General features: G+C 73.2%; 16 protein-coding genes and 1 pseudogene. 9 read left to right on the top strand and 8 right to left on the bottom strand.

All coding sequences use genetic code 11. The features are described from left to right. Positions 1 to 16: 16 nt before the first annotated feature. Positions 17 to 1,024 (top strand): methylmalonyl Co-A mutase-associated GTPase MeaB, encoded by a 1,008-nt coding sequence (gene meaB, locus ACFYO9_RS17490; RefSeq protein WP_358775875.1) that lies wholly within the window; start codon positions 17 to 19, stop codon positions 1,022 to 1,024. Between the two features lie 17 nt (positions 1,025 to 1,041). Next, complete coding sequence (locus ACFYO9_RS17485) at positions 1,042 to 2,094, top strand: enoyl-CoA hydratase/isomerase family protein (protein WP_358775873.1); 1,053 nt, start codon at positions 1,042 to 1,044, stop codon at positions 2,092 to 2,094. Positions 2,095 to 2,114: 20 nt separating this feature from the next. Here the strand turns inward: ACFYO9_RS17485 and ACFYO9_RS17480 are convergent, their stop codons facing one another. The 3 genes from ACFYO9_RS17480 to ACFYO9_RS17470 form a co-directional block, all read right to left on the bottom strand. Continuing rightward, on the bottom strand, positions 2,115 to 2,570 hold the full coding sequence (locus tag ACFYO9_RS17480; protein ID WP_358775872.1) for a hypothetical protein: 456 nt from the start codon (positions 2,568 to 2,570) through the stop codon (positions 2,115 to 2,117). A 113-nt stretch (positions 2,571 to 2,683) separates the two neighbouring features. Next, positions 2,684 to 3,439 (bottom strand): ABC transporter permease, encoded by a 756-nt coding sequence (locus ACFYO9_RS17475; RefSeq protein ID WP_358775871.1) that lies wholly within the window; start codon positions 3,437 to 3,439, stop codon positions 2,684 to 2,686. Between the two features lie 2 nt (positions 3,440 to 3,441). Then, positions 3,442 to 4,374 carry an ABC transporter ATP-binding protein gene (locus tag ACFYO9_RS17470; RefSeq protein WP_358775869.1) on the bottom strand — a complete coding sequence of 311 codons (933 nt, stop codon included), beginning with the start codon at positions 4,372 to 4,374 and terminating at the stop codon, positions 3,442 to 3,444. A 175-nt stretch (positions 4,375 to 4,549) separates the two neighbouring features. Here ACFYO9_RS17470 and ACFYO9_RS17465 point away from each other — a divergent pair, with 175 nt between their 5' ends. The 3 genes from ACFYO9_RS17465 (at position 4,550) to ACFYO9_RS17455 (ending at position 7,698) form a co-directional block, all read left to right on the top strand. Beyond that, on the top strand, positions 4,550 to 5,767 hold the full coding sequence (locus tag ACFYO9_RS17465; RefSeq protein ID WP_358775867.1) for a histidine kinase: 1,218 nt from the start codon (positions 4,550 to 4,552) through the stop codon (positions 5,765 to 5,767). Positions 5,768 to 5,781: 14 nt separating this feature from the next. Further along, the gene (locus tag ACFYO9_RS17460; RefSeq protein WP_355806779.1) at positions 5,782 to 6,444 is read left to right on the top strand and encodes a response regulator transcription factor; all 663 of its coding nucleotides are present in this window, start codon (positions 5,782 to 5,784) and stop codon (positions 6,442 to 6,444) included. 96 nt (positions 6,445 to 6,540) lie between these two features. After that, the gene (locus ACFYO9_RS17455) at positions 6,541 to 7,698 is read left to right on the top strand and encodes an ROK family transcriptional regulator (RefSeq protein ID WP_358775865.1); all 1,158 of its coding nucleotides are present in this window, start codon (positions 6,541 to 6,543) and stop codon (positions 7,696 to 7,698) included. An 87-nt stretch (positions 7,699 to 7,785) separates the two neighbouring features. On the opposite strand, the gene ACFYO9_RS17450 is transcribed toward ACFYO9_RS17455, so the two are convergent. After that, a complete protein-coding gene (locus ACFYO9_RS17450; protein ID WP_358775863.1) occupies positions 7,786 to 8,541 on the bottom strand; it encodes a GntR family transcriptional regulator in 756 nt (251 codons plus the stop codon). Positions 8,542 to 8,838: 297 nt separating this feature from the next. Beyond that, on the bottom strand, positions 8,839 to 9,729 hold the full coding sequence (gene sigJ, locus ACFYO9_RS17445; protein ID WP_358775861.1) for an RNA polymerase sigma factor SigJ: 891 nt from the start codon (positions 9,727 to 9,729) through the stop codon (positions 8,839 to 8,841). A 172-nt stretch (positions 9,730 to 9,901) separates the two neighbouring features. Here sigJ and ACFYO9_RS17440 point away from each other — a divergent pair, with 172 nt between their 5' ends. Beyond that, positions 9,902 to 10,735, top strand: a complete 834-nt coding sequence (locus tag ACFYO9_RS17440; RefSeq protein ID WP_358709054.1) for an alpha/beta fold hydrolase — start codon at positions 9,902 to 9,904, stop codon at positions 10,733 to 10,735. Between the two features lie 39 nt (positions 10,736 to 10,774). Here the strand turns inward: ACFYO9_RS17440 and ACFYO9_RS17435 are convergent. Continuing rightward, a pseudogene (locus ACFYO9_RS17435) lies at positions 10,775 to 11,611 on the bottom strand (EamA family transporter); the annotation flags it as partial. A gap of 169 nt (positions 11,612 to 11,780) precedes the next feature. Here ACFYO9_RS17435 and ACFYO9_RS17430 point away from each other — a divergent pair. Continuing rightward, complete coding sequence (locus ACFYO9_RS17430) at positions 11,781 to 13,307, top strand: PLP-dependent aminotransferase family protein (protein WP_358709056.1); 1,527 nt, start codon at positions 11,781 to 11,783, stop codon at positions 13,305 to 13,307. Here ACFYO9_RS17430 and ACFYO9_RS17425 read toward each other — a convergent pair. Next, on the bottom strand, positions 13,265 to 13,675 hold the full coding sequence (locus tag ACFYO9_RS17425; RefSeq protein ID WP_358709058.1) for a VOC family protein: 411 nt from the start codon (positions 13,673 to 13,675) through the stop codon (positions 13,265 to 13,267). The genes ACFYO9_RS17430 and ACFYO9_RS17425 overlap by 43 nt on opposite strands. Positions 13,676 to 13,996: 321 nt before the next feature. Here ACFYO9_RS17425 and ACFYO9_RS17420 point away from each other — a divergent pair, with 321 nt between their 5' ends. Together ACFYO9_RS17420 and ACFYO9_RS17415 are read left to right on the top strand one after the other, a co-directional pair. Beyond that, entirely contained in the window at positions 13,997 to 15,577 is a 1,581-nt protein-coding gene (locus ACFYO9_RS17420) for an alkaline phosphatase D family protein (protein ID WP_358775859.1), read from the top strand. Between the two features lie 111 nt (positions 15,578 to 15,688). Continuing rightward, on the top strand, positions 15,689 to 17,167 hold the full coding sequence (locus ACFYO9_RS17415; protein WP_358775857.1) for a GNAT family N-acetyltransferase: 1,479 nt from the start codon (positions 15,689 to 15,691) through the stop codon (positions 17,165 to 17,167). On the opposite strand, the gene ACFYO9_RS17410 is transcribed toward ACFYO9_RS17415, so the two are convergent. Then, positions 17,091 to 18,380, bottom strand: coding sequence for a PLP-dependent transferase (locus tag ACFYO9_RS17410; RefSeq protein WP_358775855.1), 1,290 nt, complete (start codon positions 18,378 to 18,380; stop codon positions 17,091 to 17,093). The genes ACFYO9_RS17415 and ACFYO9_RS17410 overlap by 77 nt on opposite strands. Between the last annotated feature and the right edge of the window lie 59 nt (positions 18,381 to 18,439).

The raw sequence follows: 18,439 nt of genomic DNA, 5'->3' as shown, positions 1-18,439 counted from the left end.
CGGTGAGCGCCGACCCATGCCTGTGACGATCGACATCGACACGTATGCGAAGGGCGTCCTCGACGGGAAGCGCGCGTTCATCGCGCGCGCCATCACGCTCGTCGAGTCGACGCGGCCGCACCACCGGGAGCTGGCCCAGGAGTTGCTCACCGAGCTGCTTCCGCACAGCGGGCGGGCGCGGCGGATCGGCATCAGCGGGGTGCCGGGCGTCGGCAAGTCCACGTTCATCGACGCCCTCGGCACGATGCTCACCTCGCTCGGCCACCGGGTCGCGGTGCTGGCCGTCGACCCGTCCTCGACGCGCACGGGCGGCTCCATCCTGGGTGACAAGACCAGGATGGAGCGGCTCTCGCAGGACCCTGCGGCCTTCGTCCGCCCGTCCCCTTCCGCGGGCACGCTCGGCGGTGTCGCCAAGGCGACGCGGGAGTCCATCGTGGTGATGGAGGCGGCAGGTTACGACGTGGTGCTCGTGGAGACCGTGGGCGTGGGGCAGTCGGAGACGGCCGTGGCGAACATGGTCGACACGTTCCTGCTGCTGACGCTGGCCCGCACCGGCGACCAGCTGCAGGGCATCAAGAAGGGTGTCCTGGAGCTCGCGGACGTCATCGCCGTGAACAAGGCGGACGGTCCGCACGAACGGGACGCGCGCTCGGCGGCGCGTGAACTGGCGGGCGCGCTGCGTCTCATGCATCCGGCCGACGCGGCGTGGACCCCGCCGGTGCTCACCTGCAGCGCCCGCGAGTCCAGCGGCCTCGACACCCTGTGGGACCGGATCGAGCAGCACCGCGCCCTGCTCGACTCGTCCGGCCGGCTCGCCGCCAAACGCCGCGACCAGCAGATCGACTGGACGTGGGCGATGGTCCGGGACGAGTTGCTGGGCAGGCTGCGGGACCACCCCGCGGTGCGCGGCGTCACCCCTGAGCTGGAGCAGCGCGTACGGGAGGGTACGTTGACGGCGACCTCGGCCGCCGAGCAGATCCTCGACGCGTTCCAGGGCGGCAGCCCGACGACGCGCCCCACGTGAACGGAGCCACCCGCACCATGAACGCCACCGCCGACGAAGCCCCCGTCCTGCTGCGCCGGGAAGGCCGCGCCGGGCACCTCGTCCTGAACCGCCCCCGGGCCATCAACGCCCTGAACCACGCGATGGTCCGGATCATGGCGGACGCCCTCGACGCGTGGGAGCACGACGCGGCGGTGGCGGCCGTGGTGCTCACCGGAGCCGGCGAGCGCGGGCTGTGCGCCGGCGGTGACATCCGGTCCATCCACGACGACGTCCGCGCCGGGCGCGCTGCCGCCTCGGCCGCCTTCTGGCACGACGAGTACCTCCTCAACGCCCGTATCGCCCGCTTCCCGAAGCCCTACGTCGCGGTGATGGACGGCATCGTGATGGGCGGCGGCGTGGGCGTCTCGGCGCACGGCGGCGTACGGGTGGTCACCGAGCGCTCCCGGGTGGCGATGCCGGAGACCGGCATCGGTTTCGTGCCGGACGTGGGCGGGACGTACCTCCTGACGCGCACGCCCGGTGAGCTCGGCACGCATCTCGCGCTGACGGGTTCGGCGGTGGGCGCGGGCGACGCGCTGCTGTGCGGCCTCGCCGACCACTTCGTGCCGTCCGAGCGGCTGCCGGAGTTCACCGCGGTGCTCGCGGACACCGAGGTGGCCGACGCCGTGCGGGAGTTCGCGACCACCGCCCCCGCCGGTGAACTGGCCGCGCACCGGGAGTGGATCGACCACTGCTACGCCGCGGACTCCGTCGAGGAGATCGTCGACCGGCTGCACGCGTCCGGGGACCGGCACGCCAAGGAGGCGGCCGAGACGATCCCCGCCAAGTCACCGACCTCCCTGAAGGTCACGCTGGCGGCGCTGCGCCGGGCCCGGGAGCTGCCGTCCCTGGGGGCCGTCCTGGAGCAGGAGTACCGCGTGTCCTGCGCGGCGCTCGCCTCCCCCGACCTGGCGGAGGGCATCCGCGCCCAGGTGGTCGACAAGGACCGCACGCCGCGCTGGTCGCCCGCGGATCTGGCCCAGGTGACCGAGGCGGATGTCGCCCGGCACTTCGAGCCGACCGCCAACGGCTCGCTCGGCCTCGTCTGAGGGACCGGATCAGCCGTCCCTCATGGCGGGTCGGTCTCCGTGACCACGGCGAGCAGCTGGAAGGGCAGTTCCTTGTCCCACTGGGCGACGCCGAGGGCTATCCAGCGGCCGTCCGCGCGCCAGAGGTGGAGGTCGGGCACGCAGGCGCTCAACTGGGCCCACGGCTCCGGTATCTCCTCGTCCGCGTCGCCGAAGTCCACGGCCACGGTGCGCTCGAAGAGGCTCGCCAGGCCGAACCTCTGGGGCGGGCCCCACCGGTCGGCGAGGAGGACGGTCAGGGCGTCGCGCTCGGCGTCGTACTGCTCCTCGACGAGGTGCCAGCGCGTCCCGTCGTCCTCCCAGAACGTCTCACTGGTCAGTAACTCGGCGATGTGGAACCCGGGGCCCTCACTGCCGCACTCCGACCTGCCGTGCTCCGCGGGGAACTCCCGGGAGCGCAGCAGGTCGATCATGGCGAGATGCTGTGCGGTGCTCATGACGTCCAGTAAAGCGGGCGCCACTGACAACGCGTCATGAGCGGGGCTGACGGGCGTGAGCGAGCGGACGTCGTCGTGGTCCGGGCCGGTGCCTGGCCGAGCCGGGAGGAACCTCACGCGTCCCTGCGCCGCACCGCCCACCAGCCGGCCAGCAGCGCGGCGGCCGCCCAGGCCGCGGCCACGGCGAGCCCGGGCCACGGGCCGAGGGTCCCCGTCGGGTTCTCGTGCAGCACCTGCTGGCCCGCCTGGTCCGGCAGGAAGCCGGCCACTCCGCTCGCCATGTCCCCGAGCACGAACGAGACGATCAGGGTGAAGGGGATCAGGATGCTCAGGACGGCGACTCCGCTGCGCAGCACGGCGGTCAGACCCGCCGCGAGGAGCGCCATCAGCGCCAGGTAGACGCCTCCGCCGACGCAGGCCCGCACCGCGCCGGGGTGGCCGAGGCCGATGGCGTACTCCCCCAGGAACGCCTGGCCGATCAAAAAGGCGCCGAAGCTCGTGGCAAGACCGACGAGCAGGGCCAGACCGCCGACGACCGCCATTTTGGCGGCGTAGAAGAGTCCGCGGCGCGGCACCGCGGTGAGGGAGACCCGCAAGGCGCCGCTGGTGTACTCGCTGGACACGGCGGTCGTGCCGAAGCTGATGGCCGCGATCTGCCCGAAGTTGAAGGCGTAGAAGGCGCCGAACAGCGGCTCGGCGTCGGCGTTGTCGGCCTCCGCCCGGCCGACCGCCGCGAAGACCAGTGCGGTGATGCCGACCGTCGCCACGAAGACGACGATCAGTGAGACCAGGCTGGACCGCAGCGACTTGATCTTGAGCCACTCGGCGCGGGCGACGGGCAGCGCGGCGGCGACAAGGGTGTTCGACATCGTCAGGCCTCCTGGCGGGAGAGGGGGGCGGCCGCCGCGAACTGGGTCTCGTCGGCCGTCAGGGCGAGGTAGGCCTGCTCCAGGGAGGCGTGTTCGTCGGCGAGTTCGAGGACGGGGATGCCGGCGGTGGCGGCGAGCGCACCGATCTCCGCGGCCTGCGCCCCGTCGACCGTCCAGCGCCCGTCGTGCGCCTCCCCCAGTGCGTATCCCCGGTCGCTCAGGAGACCCCGCAGGCGCTCCGGATCCGCCGTCCGTACCCGCACTCTCGGGCGGCTGTGCGCCGCGATGAAGTCGCGCATGGACGTGTCCGCGAGGAGCCTGCCGCGTCCCAGGACCACCAGGTGGTCGGCGAAGGTTGCGGTCTCGTTCATGAGGTGGCTGGAGACGAGGACCGTCCGGCCCTCCATCGCGAGACGGCGCATCAACTCGCGGATCCAGATGATGCCTTCGGGGTCGAGGCCGTTGGAGGGCTCGTCCAGCATCACGACCTCCGGGTCGCCGAGCAGGGCCGCCGCGATGCCGAGGCGCTGCCGCATGCCCAGCGAGAACGCCTTGATCCGCTTGTCCGCCACCGAGGCGAGGCCCGTCTCGTCGAGGACCTCTTCGACCCGGCGCTCCGGCAGCCGGTTGGTGGCGGCGAGGACGCGCAAGTGGTCGCGGGCGGTGCGGGATCCGTGGGGCGCCTGGGCGTCGAGCAGCGCCCCGACATGGCGCAGGGGGTCCTTCAGGGACGCGTAGGGGCGGCCGCCCACGGTGGCGGATCCGGAGGTGGGGCGGTCGAGCCCGAGGACGAGCCGCATGGTGGTGGACTTGCCGGCGCCGTTGGGGCCGAGGAAGCCGGTGACCCGGCCGGGGCGGACGCTGAAGGTGAGGGCGTCCACGGCCCGGGTCGTGCCGTACTCCTTGGTGAGGTCTTGGACGTCGATGCTGGTCATGGGCGTCAGCCTGGCCGCCGTACGCGCCAATGCGCCTCCCCCGCGCGGGGAGTTCGGCTCCCCCGTGCGGGGAGTTCGGCTCCCCCGTGCGGGGAGTTCGGCTCCCCCGTGCGGGGAGTTCGGCTCCCCCGTGCGGGGGAGCCGTGCGGCGGCGCGGGCCTGGCACGATGGCGCCATGTCCGGCTTCCTGAGACCTCTGACGCGTGCGGTCACCTACACGCGGTGGCTGCATCTCCTCATCGGCTCGGGTGTCGCGTGGGTCTGCGCCTCGATCTATCCGGGACTCAGCAGTCCCACGCCGACGGGCTGGCTGCTCGTGGTGCTCGACCCCATACCCCTGATGGTGGTGGCCGGCATGGTGCCCGCCATGCGCCGGGCCGAGGGACTACAGGCGCGGATGATGCTGTTCCCCGGTCCGCACGCGCGCGGGGAGGGCGACGAGGCGGATCCGGGCATCTCCGTGGCGGCGTCCGCGTCGTGGCGCGAGCGGGCCAGGACCGCCGTCTGGCTGGTGCTCCGCCTGGAGGTCGGGTGCGCGATGGTCCTGCTCACGGGGCAGCTCATCGGCTCCGTCTTCATGGTGCTCGGCGCGACCGACGAGCCGCCGGAGAGCGACGGGCTGATCCTGCCGGTGTCGTACCTGGGTTGGGGTGGACTGCCGCCTGCCCTGCTCCTGGTGCTTGCGGAGGTGCTGATGCTCGTCGCGGCGGGCCGGTTGATCGCCTGGGCCGCGCCCCGCCTCCTCGGCCCCTCCCCCGCCGAACGTCTCGCCGCCCTGGAGGAACGCACCGAGCAGCTCCTCGAACGCAACCGCATCGCACGGGAGTTGCACGACTCCATCGGCCACGCGCTGACCGTCGCCGTCGTCCAGGCGGGCGCCGCGCGGGCCGCGGCCGACCCCGAGTTCACCGACCGGGCCCTGGAGGCCGTCGAGGAGACCGGCCGGGCCGCCCTGGAGGACCTGGAGCGGGTGCTGCGGGTGCTGCGCGAGGACGGGCGGCCCGCGAGCGGCCGGCCGACGCTCATCGACGCCGAGCGGCTCCTCGACTCGGCGCGTGCCTCGGGGGCCGAGGTCGACGTGGAGATGTCGGGACCGGTCGAACGGCTGCCGGGCCCGGTGTCCCGCGAGGGCTACCGCATGCTGCAGGAGTCCCTGACGAACGTGTTGCGGCACTCCGGTCCGGTCCCGGTCCGGCTGCGGATCACCGTCGACGACGCACGGCTGGTGATGGACGTCCGCAACACGCTCCCCCGCGCCACCAGTTCGACGGGGCGCGGCGGCAGCGGTCTGCGCGGCATACGGGAGCGGGCCACCCTGCTCGGCGGCCGGGCCACCACCGGACCGCTCGACGACGGTCAGTGGCAGGTGCACGTCGAGCTGCCCCTCGGGTGATCTACGCTGGCCGGATGCCGGTCACAGTGCTCCTGGTCGACGACGAACCCCTCGTACGCGCGGGGCTGCGCGCCGTCCTGGAGGCACAGCCGGACCTCCACGTCGTCGGCGAGGCGGCGGACGGCGCGGCGGTGATCCCCCTCGTCCGCGAGCTGCGGCCCGACGTCGTCGCGATGGACGTCCGGATGCCGCTGCTCGACGGCATCGAGGCCACCCGGGCCGTACTGCGCACGGTGCAGGACCCGCCGAAGATCCTCGTGGTGACGACCTTCGAGAACGACGAGTACGTGTACGAGGCGCTGCGCGCCGGAGCCGACGGGTTCCTGTTGAAGCGCGCCCGCCCCGCGGAGATCGTGCACGCCGTGCGGCTGGTCGCCGAGGGTGAGTCGCTGCTCTTCCCGGCGGCGGTCCGGCAACTGGCGGGCGAGCACGGCAAGGAGCGGGGCAACGCCGAGGCACGGGCCGCGCTCGACCGGGCGGCGCTGACCGAGCGCGAGGCCGAGGTGCTGCGGCTGATGGCGCGCGGCCTGTCGAACGCGGAGATCGCCGCCCGTCTGGTGGTCGGCACGGAGACGGTCAAGTCCCATGTGAGCTCCGTGCTGGCGAAGCTGGCGGCGCGCGACCGGACGCAGGCGGTCATCGTCGCGTACGAGTCCGGCTTCGTCTCTCCCGGATGACGCCGTACGCAGGGGAAATGCGGGCCCGGCACTCGCCGCGGACCCGTGCGGCGAGTACGATCCGGCCATCATGCGCACGAGCTGGAAGGTAGGACGTTGGGGCGGCTGACCGGCGGGGACCCCTCTCTGTTGCGGCGTATCAACTCCGCGGTGGTGCTGCACGCGCTGCGCGCCGCGGATTTGGCGACGCTCACGGAGATCACCCGTGTGACCGGGCTCTCCCGGCCCACCGTCGAGGGGGTCGTCGAGGGGCTCATCGAGGCCGGGCTCGTGGTGGAGTCGGCGGCCGATGACGGTGGCGCCCGCCGTCAGGGGCGGCCCGCACGGAAGTATCGATTCCGCGCGGAGGCGGGGCATCTCCTCGGCCTGGAGATCGGCCCGCACCGGGTGGCCGCGGTCGTCGCGGACCTCGACGGCAAGGTGCTCGGCACGGCGTCCAAGAGCGTCTCCGAGGAGGCCTCCGCGGACGACCGGCTGGAGCGCGTACGCACCGTCGTCGCCGATCTGCTGCGCCGCACCGGGATCGCGCGCAGCTCGCTGCGCGCCGTCGGTGTCGGCAGCCCCGGCATCCTGGCCGCGGACGGCACGGTGCGGCTGAGCACCGCGCTGCCGGAGTGGAACGGGCTGCAGCTGGGCGAGCGGCTGCGCCGGTCGTTCAAGTGCCCGGTGCTTGTGGAGAACGACGCGAACGCGGCGGCCGTGGCCGAGCACTGGAAGGGCGCGGCCGCCGACACCGACGATGTGGTGTTCGTCCTCGCGGGGCTCAGCCCGGGGGCCGGGTCGCTGATCGGCGGGCGGCTGCACCGGGGGTACGGGGGCGCGGCGGGGGAGATCGGCGCGCTGCACCTCCTCGGCCGTGAGGTCACTCCGGAGACGCTGCTCTCCACCACGGACGAGCCGCTGCACCCCCTCGACGAGCAGGCGGTCGCAGAGGTCTTCGCCCATGCGCGCGGGGGCGACGAGCGGGCCCGGGCCGCCGTGGAACGCTTCATCCAGCGGCTCGTGCACGACGTGGCGGCCCTCGTGCTCGCCCTCGACCCCGAACTGGTCGTCGTCGGCGGCTGGGCGGCAGGGCTAGACGGCGTCCTGGAACCGCTCCACCGGGAGCTGGCCCGCTACTGTCTGCGGCCGCCGCGGGTGGCGCTGTCGCTGCTCGGCGACGCGGTGGTGGCGACCGGGGCGCTGCGGCTGGCGCTCGACCATGTCGAGGAGCAGCTGTTCGCCGTCGAGGGGACGGTCACCGCGCGGCGGTGAGCCGGGAGCCGGAAAGCCCCGCGCCCGGCACGTGGCGTGCCGGGCGCGGGTTCCGACCGGTGCCGGGGCGGGCGCCGGTCCGCGTGATCAGGAGGCGTGGCGCTCGTGGCGGATCTCCACGCCACCGGCGTCGCCGAAGGTGAGCCTGCAGGTGTCCGCGCGGTAGGTGGCCACGGAGACCGCGGCCGTGCGCCCCTCGGCGAAGAAGCGGGTCGTCACGACAAGGACCGGAGCGCCGGGGAGACGGTCGAGGGCGCGGGCGTCGTCGGCGCGGGCCGAGCCGAGCTCGACGGCCCGGTCCTGGCCTTCGAGGCCGAGTCGGGCGAGTTCGCGCAGGACGACACGCGCGCGTGCGGCGCCGGACGGCTCGTCCATGCCGGTCAGTTCGGCGACGGCCGACGTCGACACGTACAGCAGCTCGGCCGCGACGGGCTGGCCCTCGAAGACGCGGGATCGGCGCACCACGTGCACTTGCTCGTCCGCGACGGTCTCCAGCATGCGGGCGACGTCCGCGGGCGGGGTGGCCGGCGCGCAATCCGCGGGCTGCCAGGCGTCGCCGGCCGCGCCGGGCCAGGTGCCCTGCGCCGATCCGACGGCCACGCCCATGCGCGGCGGTGCGACGGTGGTGCCCACGCCGCGGCGGCGCTGCAGCCTGCCTTCGAGTTCCAGTTGCTCCAGCGCCTGCCGGAGCGTGGCGCGGGCGACACCGAAGCGGGCGGCGAGATCACGCTCGTTCGGCAGGATCTCCCCTACGGCGAATTCGGAGTCGAGCGCCTCACTGAGCACCGTCTTCAGGTGCCAGTACTTCGGCTCCGGCGCCGTTTCGAGCTGCGTGGTCCCCACCGTGTCCTCCGCAATCGCCGTTGACCGGCGGCATTTTAGCGCCCTTGTTTATTAAAGGTTCCTGCACTATCTCTGCGACCATAGAGCCGCTCCCACCCTTGGTCAAGACCAATCCTCGTTCGGTTACAGGGTGCACAGGGGTGATGCCACAGAGCATTCACGCGGAGTTCGCGTGCGGCCAAGCGGGCGTAATCGGCCACGCGCGCGTGAACGGCCGACGACGACCGCACGACGGAGCCCCCGCCCGGCCGGGCGGGGGCTCTGCACTGCGCGGACGTGCCGCGGGGCGCCGGGTCTCTACCGGGCGAGGCTCGCGAGCTTGTCCGGATTCCGGATGATGTAGACGCTCTGGACGCGCCCGTCGCCGACGTCGAGCTGGAAGACGCTGTCGGGCCTGCCGTCGATGATCAGGTACGCGGACTCGGCTCCGTTGACCTCCAGGAAACGGAACTCCACCTCGCGGGCGGCCCGGATGACGCTGGCCGCCGTGCCGTGCAGGAAGCGGCCCACCTTGTCCGCGCTCTCCAGGACGCGGAGCGGAGCCTTGTTCTTGCCCCCGGCGTCGCCGATCAGCCGGACATGGGGCGCGAGCAGCGCCATCAGCCCGTCCAGGTCGCCCTCGGTCGCCGCGGCGAGGAACCGCTCGGTCAGGTCGCGGCGTTCGGCGGGGTCCACCTTGTAGCGGGGTCGCCCGGCGTCGACGTGCTTGCGGGCGCGCCCTGCGAGCTGGCGCACCGCGGCCTCACCGCGTTCGAGGGTGAGCGCGATCTCGGAGTAGGGGAACCCGAAGGCCTCGCGGAGCACGAACACCGCGCGCTCCAACGGCGAGAGGGACTCAAGGACCACGAGCACCGCGAGCGATACGGAGTCGGCGAGCACGGCACGCTCGGCGGTGTCGGGGACCACGGGGCCGAACTCGGTGACCCAGGGCTCGGGGAGCCACGGCCCCACGTACGCCTCACGCCGGGACTGCACATGGCGCAGGCGGTCGATGGCGAGGCGCGTGGTGACGCGAACCAGGTAGGCGCGCGGTTCGCGCACGCTGTCGTGGTCCGACGTCGACCACCGCAGCCAGGCCTCCTGGACGACGTCCTCCGCGTCGACCACGCGGCCGAGCATGCGATAGGCGATGCCCATCAGGACGGAACGGTGCTCTTCGAAGACGTCGGTCATGCTGTCGGTAGCCACCCTTCCATCCCAACCCACCGGGGTGCGGGTGTCCAGGTGGAGCGGGCGCGGCACCGGGTGGACCGAACCTCGTGCGGGGGCTTGAACTGCGGCCTACTGAACGGTAATTGTTGCTGACAGCGTGTCTAACGTACCGAGGAGCCGTCGCCCGACGGCGGGGACAGGAGCAGTCATGGCCGCAGAGGTGTCCTTCGATGTCGCATCGCCCCACGGCACCCGCACCGTGACGGTCTCCTACGAACGGGCGGGCGCGGGTGAGCCGTTGCTGCTGCTGCACGGGATAGGCCACCACCGGCAGGCCTGGGATCCGGTCCTGGAGATCCTGGCCGCCGAGCACGACGTCATCGCGGTGGACCTGCCGGGGTTCGGGCGCTCGCCCGACCTGCCGGACGGCTTCGCGCACGATCTCGCCACGGTCGTTCCGGTGCTCGGCGCGCTCTGCGAGGCGCTCGGCGTGGAGCGCCCGCACGTGGCGGGCAACTCCCTGGGCGGACTGCTCGCCCTCGAACTGGGCCGCGAGAAGCTGGTCCGCTCCGTCACCGCCCTGTCCCCCGCCGGCTTCTGGACGCCCGCGGAACGCCGGTACGCCTTCGCCACCCTCCTCGGCATGCGGCAGGGCGCGCGCGTGCTGCCGCTTCCCGCCATCGAGCGACTGTCCACCAGCGCGGCGGGCCGTACCGCCCTCACGAGCACCATCTACGCGCGCCCTTGGCGCCGTTCACCGGGGGCCGTCGTCGCCGAGACGCTCGCGCTGCGGGACGCGACGGCCTTCGACGCGACGCTGGCGGGCGGGCGTGACGTCCTCTTCCGGGACGACGTGGCGGATGTCCCGGTCACCATCGCCTGGGGCTCCCGCGACCGGCTGCTGCTGCGCCGCCAGGGGATCCGCGCCAAGCACACCATCCCCGGCGCGCGGCTGATCCGGCTCCCCGGCTGCGGTCACGTCCCGATGAACGACGACCCGGCGCTCGTCTCCCGCGTCATCCTCGACACCTGCCGCCGCTGACGGACGGCGGGCGAGCACTCCCGAGCCCAGGGCCACCCCCGCGCCGACGAGTGCGCTCCCGACGGCCTGGGGTGTCCCGTACGTGCCCGTCCCCACCAGCGGAGCCGTGCAGGCGGCCGCGACCGGGATGAGCCCCGAGAAGAGCGTGGCCCGCTCGGCGCCGATGCTCTGCAGGCCCGTGTACCAGAGCACGAAGCCGACCACGGTGACGATCACCGCCTGCCACAACAGGGCGGCCCCTTCGGTGCGGTCGGGCCACCGCAGGAATCCGCCGCCGTCGAGGACGAGCCCGAGGACGGCCGACTCGACGGCGGCCACCGCACATACGGTGGCGGCGAGCAGCCTGGGCCCCAGGGGGCGCAGTACGGGCACGGCGAGCACCGCGAAGCCGACCTCGCCCGCGAGGGCGCCCACCGAGAAGAGCAACCCTGCCCCGTCCGTACGGCCCCATCCCTGCACGACGAACGCCCCGGCAGCGACCAGGAGCGCGCCCTGTAGGACGGCCCGCTGTGGAGCGCGCCGGTCGAGAAGGGGCACCAAGAGGGCGACGACAACGGGGGCGCAGCCTACGAAGACACCCGGTACGGCCGGTTCCGCCGACCGTTCCGCCGCCAGGATCGCCATGTTGAAGCCGACCATGCCCACGGCCGCGAGCAGCGCGAGGCGCCCCCACTGGGAGGGCCGCAGCCCGCGCAGCGGTGCGGTGCCTCCCGCGCCGAGCCAGGGCAGGAGGAGCAGACAGGCCAGGCCGTAGCGGAGGAACTGGCCGCCCGTGTACGGGTATGCGCCCAGAAGGCTGTTGGCGGTGAAGGAGCCGCCCACGAGGAGGCAGGCGAGGCCCGCGAGGAGTGCCCCGCGGGAGGAGTTCGTGGTCATGCCCCGACGTTAGGAAGTGCGGCGGTCCCCCTTAAGGTCCACTTTCATGGGGTGTTCGGGGACCACTTTCCTCATGGGTCCGCTCGGCGACCCGCATCGACTCCCCTGACCCGACCGCACGCGACCACCCGTTCGTCCATCTCTCCCCCGATCGAGGAGGCGATCCCCGGTGGCCTCACAGAGCGCCGACGACCGCGCGCGGTGGAACGCCGCGTGGGAGCTGCTGCTGCCCGCCGCGGCCGCCCCCGCGCGCACCCGTGGCCGCAGCCTGCGCTCCGCCCTGCGCGAGGCCGTCCGCTCGGGGCGGCTCACGGCGGGCACGCGGCTGCCTGCGAGTCGCGAGCTCGCCGCCGACCTGGGCGTCTCGCGCGGCCTGATCACGGAGACGTACGAGCAGTTGACGGCCGAGGGCTATCTGCGCAGCGACCGGGGCGCGGGGACCTGGGTGGGGGACGCGGCGCGGGCGGCGGTGCCCGCGGTGCGTGACCTGGCGCCGCGCGACGGGCACGCGCGCGTGGACTTCCTTCCCGGCGTTCCCGATCTGTCGCTGTTCCCCCGCTCCGCCTGGGCGACCGCCCACCGCCAGGTGCTCGCCGAACTGCCGCACCACATGCTGGGCTATCCGGATCCGCGCGGGCTGCCGACGTTGCGGACGGTCCTTGCCGACCTGCTGGCGCGGCGGCGCGGGGTGGTCGCCGAGCCGGAGCGCGTGATCGTCTGCTCCGGAGTGGCCCAGGCCATGACCCTGCTGGCGCTGGCGCTCCGCGCGCGGGGGCACACCGCGACGGGCGTCGAGGACCCCGGCAGCCCCGAGCACGCGACACTCCTCGCCGCCTCCGGGATCACCCCGGTGGGCGTCCCTCTCGACGACGAGGGCGTGCTCCCCGAGGCCCTGCGCGACCGCGAGGTACGGGCCGTCGTCACCACACCGGCCCACCAGTTCCCCTCCGGGATCGCCTACTCCGCGAAGCGGCGCGCCGAACTCCTCGACTGGGCGCGGTCCGTCGACGGGCTGGTGATCGAGGACGACTACGACGGCGACTTCCGTTACGACCGGGCCCCGGTCGGCGCCCTCCAGGGGCTCGACCCCGAACACGTCGCGTACACCGGCTCGGTCAGCAAATCACTCGCTCCGGGGTTGCGCCTCGGGTGGCTCCTGGTACCGGACGGCCTCACCGAGGAGGTCGTCGAACGCAAGCGCGTGATGGACCTCGGCAACCCCTCCCTCGACCAGGAGCTCCTGGCCCGCTTCGTCCAACGCGGCGACTACGACCGGCAGTTGCGCCGCTGCCAGCGGGCCTACCGCGATCGCAGGGACGCGCTCGTGGCCGCGCTGGAGCAGCACTTTCCGGGCGTGCGGGTGACCGGGATCGCGGCAGGCCTGCACGTCATCGCCCGGTTGCCCGGCCGCTGGGGACCGCAGGACGCCTTCCTGGCACGGGCCGCCGCGGCCGGCGTCGCGGTACGGCCGCTGAGCGACTACGACGCGCCGGGGGAGCTGGGCGTGACGGTCCACGGCCACGGCACCGCGGCTCCGGACGAGGTGTGCCTGGTCCTCGGCTACGCGCATCTGTCGACGGCCCGGATCCGCGAGGGGGTGAGGTTGCTGGCGCGGGCGGTTCGGGACCTGGACCTGGACCACACGCGCGTGGTTCAGGAGTTGGACCACCCGCGCGTACAGAGCACGAGACGGTAGGCGTCCGGGTCCTCGACGGTGACACCCCACTCGTTCCAGTAGGGGTTGGGGGACGTCACCCGCTGTCCGCCGTGCTCCTCCAGCCGGGCCACCAGCTCCTCGGGCACCTCTCCGTCGACGTAGACGACCAAGAGGTCCTCCTCGGTGGGGCGGGGGTCGACGGCGGCGTCCGCGTCGTAGACCAGTTCGAGGTGCCAGGAGGCGTCGGGCCAGCCCACCATGAGCAGATCGTGCTCGCCCGGCACGCCGTGGCTCTCGGCCCGGTACAGCACGGAGAGCCCGAGTCCGTCGACCCAGAAGCGTTCGGCCGTCGCCAGGTCGCGGCTCGGGCGGGCGATACGGATGTGACTGTGACCGTTGACCGGCACGAGGCTCCCCCTTCGGTGCGGCACGCCGGGGTGGCATGCTCCGGTGCCGAGCGTAGAAGGGTGTGGATCTTGTGGCCATCGGTCGTACGTCCCCGGGGGTCCGGCCCCGGGACGTAGGACCGTGGACCCAGACGGGGCTCCACAGGGTTCCACGGGGCTCCACGTTCATGCTCTCCACCCCGCGCCTCTCGGGGACGTTCCCGCGCGGCGGTTCCCCCGCGCATGCCGCGAGTTGTTCACTTGTGGTTCGCGTGGACGCTGTGGCGCGGTACCGGCCGGGCGCCCGCACACTGGTCGCACCCGTCAACTGGAGGCGCATTCATGTCGCAACGTGAGCCCAGCCCGTCGCCCCGCCGCCGCAGCGTGCTGCGCGGATCGCTCGCCGTACCGGCGGCGCTCACCGTGCCCGCGCTGACCGGGGCGGCCCCTTCGCTCGCCCTCGCGGGACGCCCGGAGGCCGGGTGGGGCGTGCAGGCCGGTGACGTGACGGCGCACGCGGGGCTCGTCTGGGTCAGGTCCGACCGTCCGGCCCGGATGATCGTGGAGACGTCGGCCACCGAGTCGTTCCGCGATCCCCGCCGGTGGCGCGGCCCACTGCTCGGCCCGGACACGGACTTCACCGGGACGACCCGGCTGCACGGGCTCCCCGCCGGTGAGCAGATCCACTACCGGGTGCTGCTCGCCGATCCGGACGACCCGCGGCGGACCGGCCGGCCGGTCGGCGGAACGTTCCGGACGACGCCGAAGGGCCGCAAGGAGGACGTGCGCTTCCTGTGGTCGGGCGACATCGCGGGCCAGGGCTGGGGCATCAACCCCGACCGCGGCGGCTACCGCATCTTCGAGGAGATGCGCAGGCGCGACCCGGACTTCTTCCTGTGCAGCGGCGACAACATCTACGCCGACAGCCCCATCCTGCCCAGCGTCACCCTGCCCGACGGCAATGTGTGGCGGAACGTCACGACCGAGGAGAAGTCGAAGGTCGCCGAGACCCTCGCGGAGTTCCGCGGCGCGTTCCGCTACAACCTGCTCGACGAGAACCTGCTGCGGTTCAACGCGCAGGTGCCGTCCATCGTGCAGTGGGACGACCACGAGGTGCACAACAACTGGTATCCGGGGCAGATCCTGGACGACCAGCGGTACACGGAGAAGCGCGTCGACGTCCTCGCGCGCCGTTCCCTGCGGGCGTTCAGCGAGTACTGCCCCGTGTCGACCCTGCCGCCGGGCGACGAGGACGGCCGGGTGTACCGGGTCATGCGGCACGGGCCGCTCCTGGACGTGTTCGTCCTCGACATGCGCACCTACCGCAACGCCAACTCGCCGAACAGACAGCCCGACGACACCACCGGCATCCTCGGCGCTCGCCAACTGGCCTGGCTCAAGCGCGAGTTGTCCCGCTCGCGGGCCGTGTGGAAGGTCATCGCCTCCGACATGCCACTGGGCATCGTCGTGTCGGACGGCCGGGTGAACTTCGAGGCCGTGGGGCAGGGCGACCCCGGTGCCCCGCTCGGCCGCGAGCTGCAGATCGCCGAGCTGTTGCGGCACATCAAGCACGACAGGATCACGGGAACGCTGTGGCTGACCACCGACGTGCACTACACCTCGGCGCAGCACTACGACCCCTCACGTGCGGGGTTCAGGGACTTCGCGCCGTTCTGGGAGTTCGTGTCCGGGCCGCTGGCGGCCGGCGGCTTCCCGGCCACGCAGCTCGACGGGACGTTCGGCCCCGAGCAGAAGTTCATCAAGGCACCGGGCCGGGCGAACACCTCGCCGGTGGAGACGCCGCAGTACTTCGGCGAGGTCGACATCGACGGAGGCAGCGGCGAGTTGACGGTGCGGCTGCGGCAGGAGGGCGGCGACGTCCTGTTCACGCAGGTGCTGCAGCCGGGACGGGTGGGGCAGTGACCCGGGCCGTGAGGCCCGGGAACACACCCGCCAAAAGGGTCAGACGGCCTCTTTACCCATCAGTCACAGGGCGTTCGCGACCACGCAACACCGGTCGAGCACAGTGGCCACATGAGAACCGACCTGTCTGACGTGACACGACGCACCAAGCACGGCCGCCCCGTCCATCACTGGCGGCGCGACGTGGTCGAACTGGCCGCCCTGTTCACCGCCGTGGCGGTGGCCGACGCGGTGGCGAACATGGTGGGGCACGGCCCGGACGGGCCCGTCCTCCTGGTGATGTCGGCCGTGGTGCTCCTCGCCACGGTCGGCTTCCACACCTGGTGGGCACGGCGCCACAACCACGCCCCGCCGGCGGCGCACGATACCGGCGCCCGGCCGCCCGCGGACGCGGAGCAGACCGGGCCCGCGACGCCCTCCCCCGCGGCTCACGGGGCGCCCCGAACGACCGCGCTGTGGCGGATGCGTACGACCGTGCGGGACGAGCCGGGGTCGCTCGCCGCACTGTGCGTCGTACTCGCCGAGCGCGGCGTGGACATCCTCAGCCTGCAGGCACACCCGCTGGCCGACGGCACCGTCGACGAGTTCCTGCTGCGCGCCCCCGCCGAGCTGTCCGGCACGGACATCACCCGCTCGATCGCCCGGGCCGGCGGCACCGGCACCTGGATCGAGCGCGCCGACGCCCACGACCTGGTGGACGCCCCCACGCGCATCCTCGGCCTGGCCACCCGCACGGCGCTCGACGCCGCCGAACTCCCGCTCGCCCTGCGGCACTTGCTCGGCCGCTGCACGATCCGCTCGCTGCCCGCCGCCGCACGTTCCGTGGCGCGCGGGGACGAGGCCGCGGCCCCGGAGGGAGCACCGGGGGACGGCGTACTGGAGGGGACGGTGCTGCGGCTGAACGGGCCCGAGGGCGAGGTGATCACCGTGGAGCGGCCGTATCTGCCGTTCACCCCCACGGAGTTCGCGCGCGCCAGGGCCCTGGTGGAGCTCGACACCCGGCTCGGCCCGCGCATCCCGCACAGCCAGGACGTCCTGACGCTCCCCGAGGGCAACTCCATCACCGTGCGGCGTGCCGACACCGCCGACGTCGAGTCCGCCAAGGCCATGCACGAGCGCTGCTCGCCGCGCACGCTGGACCTGCGCTACCACGGCCCCGTCCGCGACGCCGACCGCTACCTCCACCATCTGCTCAGCCCGCGGTTCGGCCGCACGCTCGCGGTGCGCACCGCGTCGGGGCGGATCGTCGGCCTCGGGCATCTGCTGTGGGACGGCGACGAGACCGAGGTCGCGCTGCTCGTCGAGGACGACTGGCAGCGGCGCGGCATCGGCACCCAACTCCTCGGCCGTCTGGTGACGATGGCGGTGGAGGCCGGCTGCGAGAGCGTGTACGCGGTGACGCAGGCGTCCAACACCGGCATGGTGGCCGCGATGCGGGGTCTCGGGCTGCCGCTCGACTACCAGATCGAGGAGGGCACGCTGGTGATCACGGCCCGCCTCGACGCGACTCCGGTCACTTCGCGGCTGCCGTACGACTCCACTCGGCATCGCGACGACCGGGTAGGTCACCGTGGGCAGGCGGAGCGCTGACCGTCGCCGTGACGGGCGCCGCGACGGAGGCCCCGCCCGAGATCGGGCCGAGCGCCCCGTCCAGGTCGGTCCACAGGTCCTCGACGTCCTCCAGACCGCAGGACATCCGCAGCAGCCGGTCGCTCACGCCGGACGAGCGCCGGTCCGCCGGGTCCACGACGCGGTGACTGATGGACGCCGGGTGCTGGATGAGCGAGTCGACGCTGCCGAGGCTCACCGCCGGGGTGATCAGCCGTACGCCGGCGATCACCTCGTGCGGATCGCCCGCCACCTCGAAGGCGATCATGGCGCCGCCGAGCCGCGGGTAGTGGACGCGGGCCACCCGCGGGTCGTCGGCGAGGCGCCGCGCCAGTTCCGCGGCGGTCGCCGACGCCGCCTTCACCCGGACCGGCAGGGTGGAGAGCCCGCGCAGCAGCAGATATCCGGCGAGCGGATGCAGCACCCCGCCCGTGGCGAACCGCACTTGACGCAGCCCGCGCGCGAACTCCTCGTCGCAGGCGACGACCCCGCCCAGCACGTCGCCGTGCCCGCCCAGGTACTTCGTGGCGCTGTGCAGCACCAGACGGGCTCCGCTCTCCGCGGGCCGCTGCAGCACGGGAGTCGCGAAGGTGTTGTCGGCGAGCAGCGGCACCGCGCCGCACGCCCGCGCGACCGCGCCGAGGTCGAGTTCGGCGAGGGTGGGATTGGCGGGCGTCTCGACCATCACCAGGCCCGTCTCGGGGCGGATGGCGTCGGCGATGCCCTCCGGATCCACCCAGGTGACCTCGGTGCCGACCAGGCCCGCGGTGAGCAGGTGGTCGCTGCACCCGTACAGCGGCCGGACGGCCACGACGTGGCGCAGTCGGGCGGCGCCCCGCATGAGGAGGACGGCGGTCAGCGCGGCCATGCCGCTGGCGAACGCGACGGCGCTCTCGGTCCCTTCGAGCCGGGCCAGGGCGGTCTCGAAGCGGGCGACGGTCGGGTTGCCGAGCCGCGCGTAGACGGGCGGTCCGTCGTCGAGGGCCCCTTCGGCCGCGAAGGCGTCGATGCGGGCGGCCTCGGCGCGGCTGTCCCGCGAGGGGTACGTCGTGGAGAGATCGATCGGCGGGGCGTGCAGGCCGATTTCGGCCAGATCGTCCCGGCCCGCGTGCACGGCCTCGGTGGCCAGGGCGCGCTGCGGTGACGTGGTGCCGACGACGGGCTCGTGCGGGGCTGTCCCGGTGTTCGCTTCCATGGCGCTCAGGCTGAACATCCGCCGGGGACCGGCGCCGGATCACCGTGCTACGTTCGGCC

It is taken from the genome of Streptomyces sp. NPDC005863 (assembly GCF_042871345.1).
Taxonomy (GTDB): Bacteria; Actinomycetota; Actinomycetes; order Streptomycetales; family Streptomycetaceae; genus Streptomyces.
Note: the sequence above shows the minus strand (reverse complement) of the source record. Positions and strands in the feature narration are given on the sequence as shown.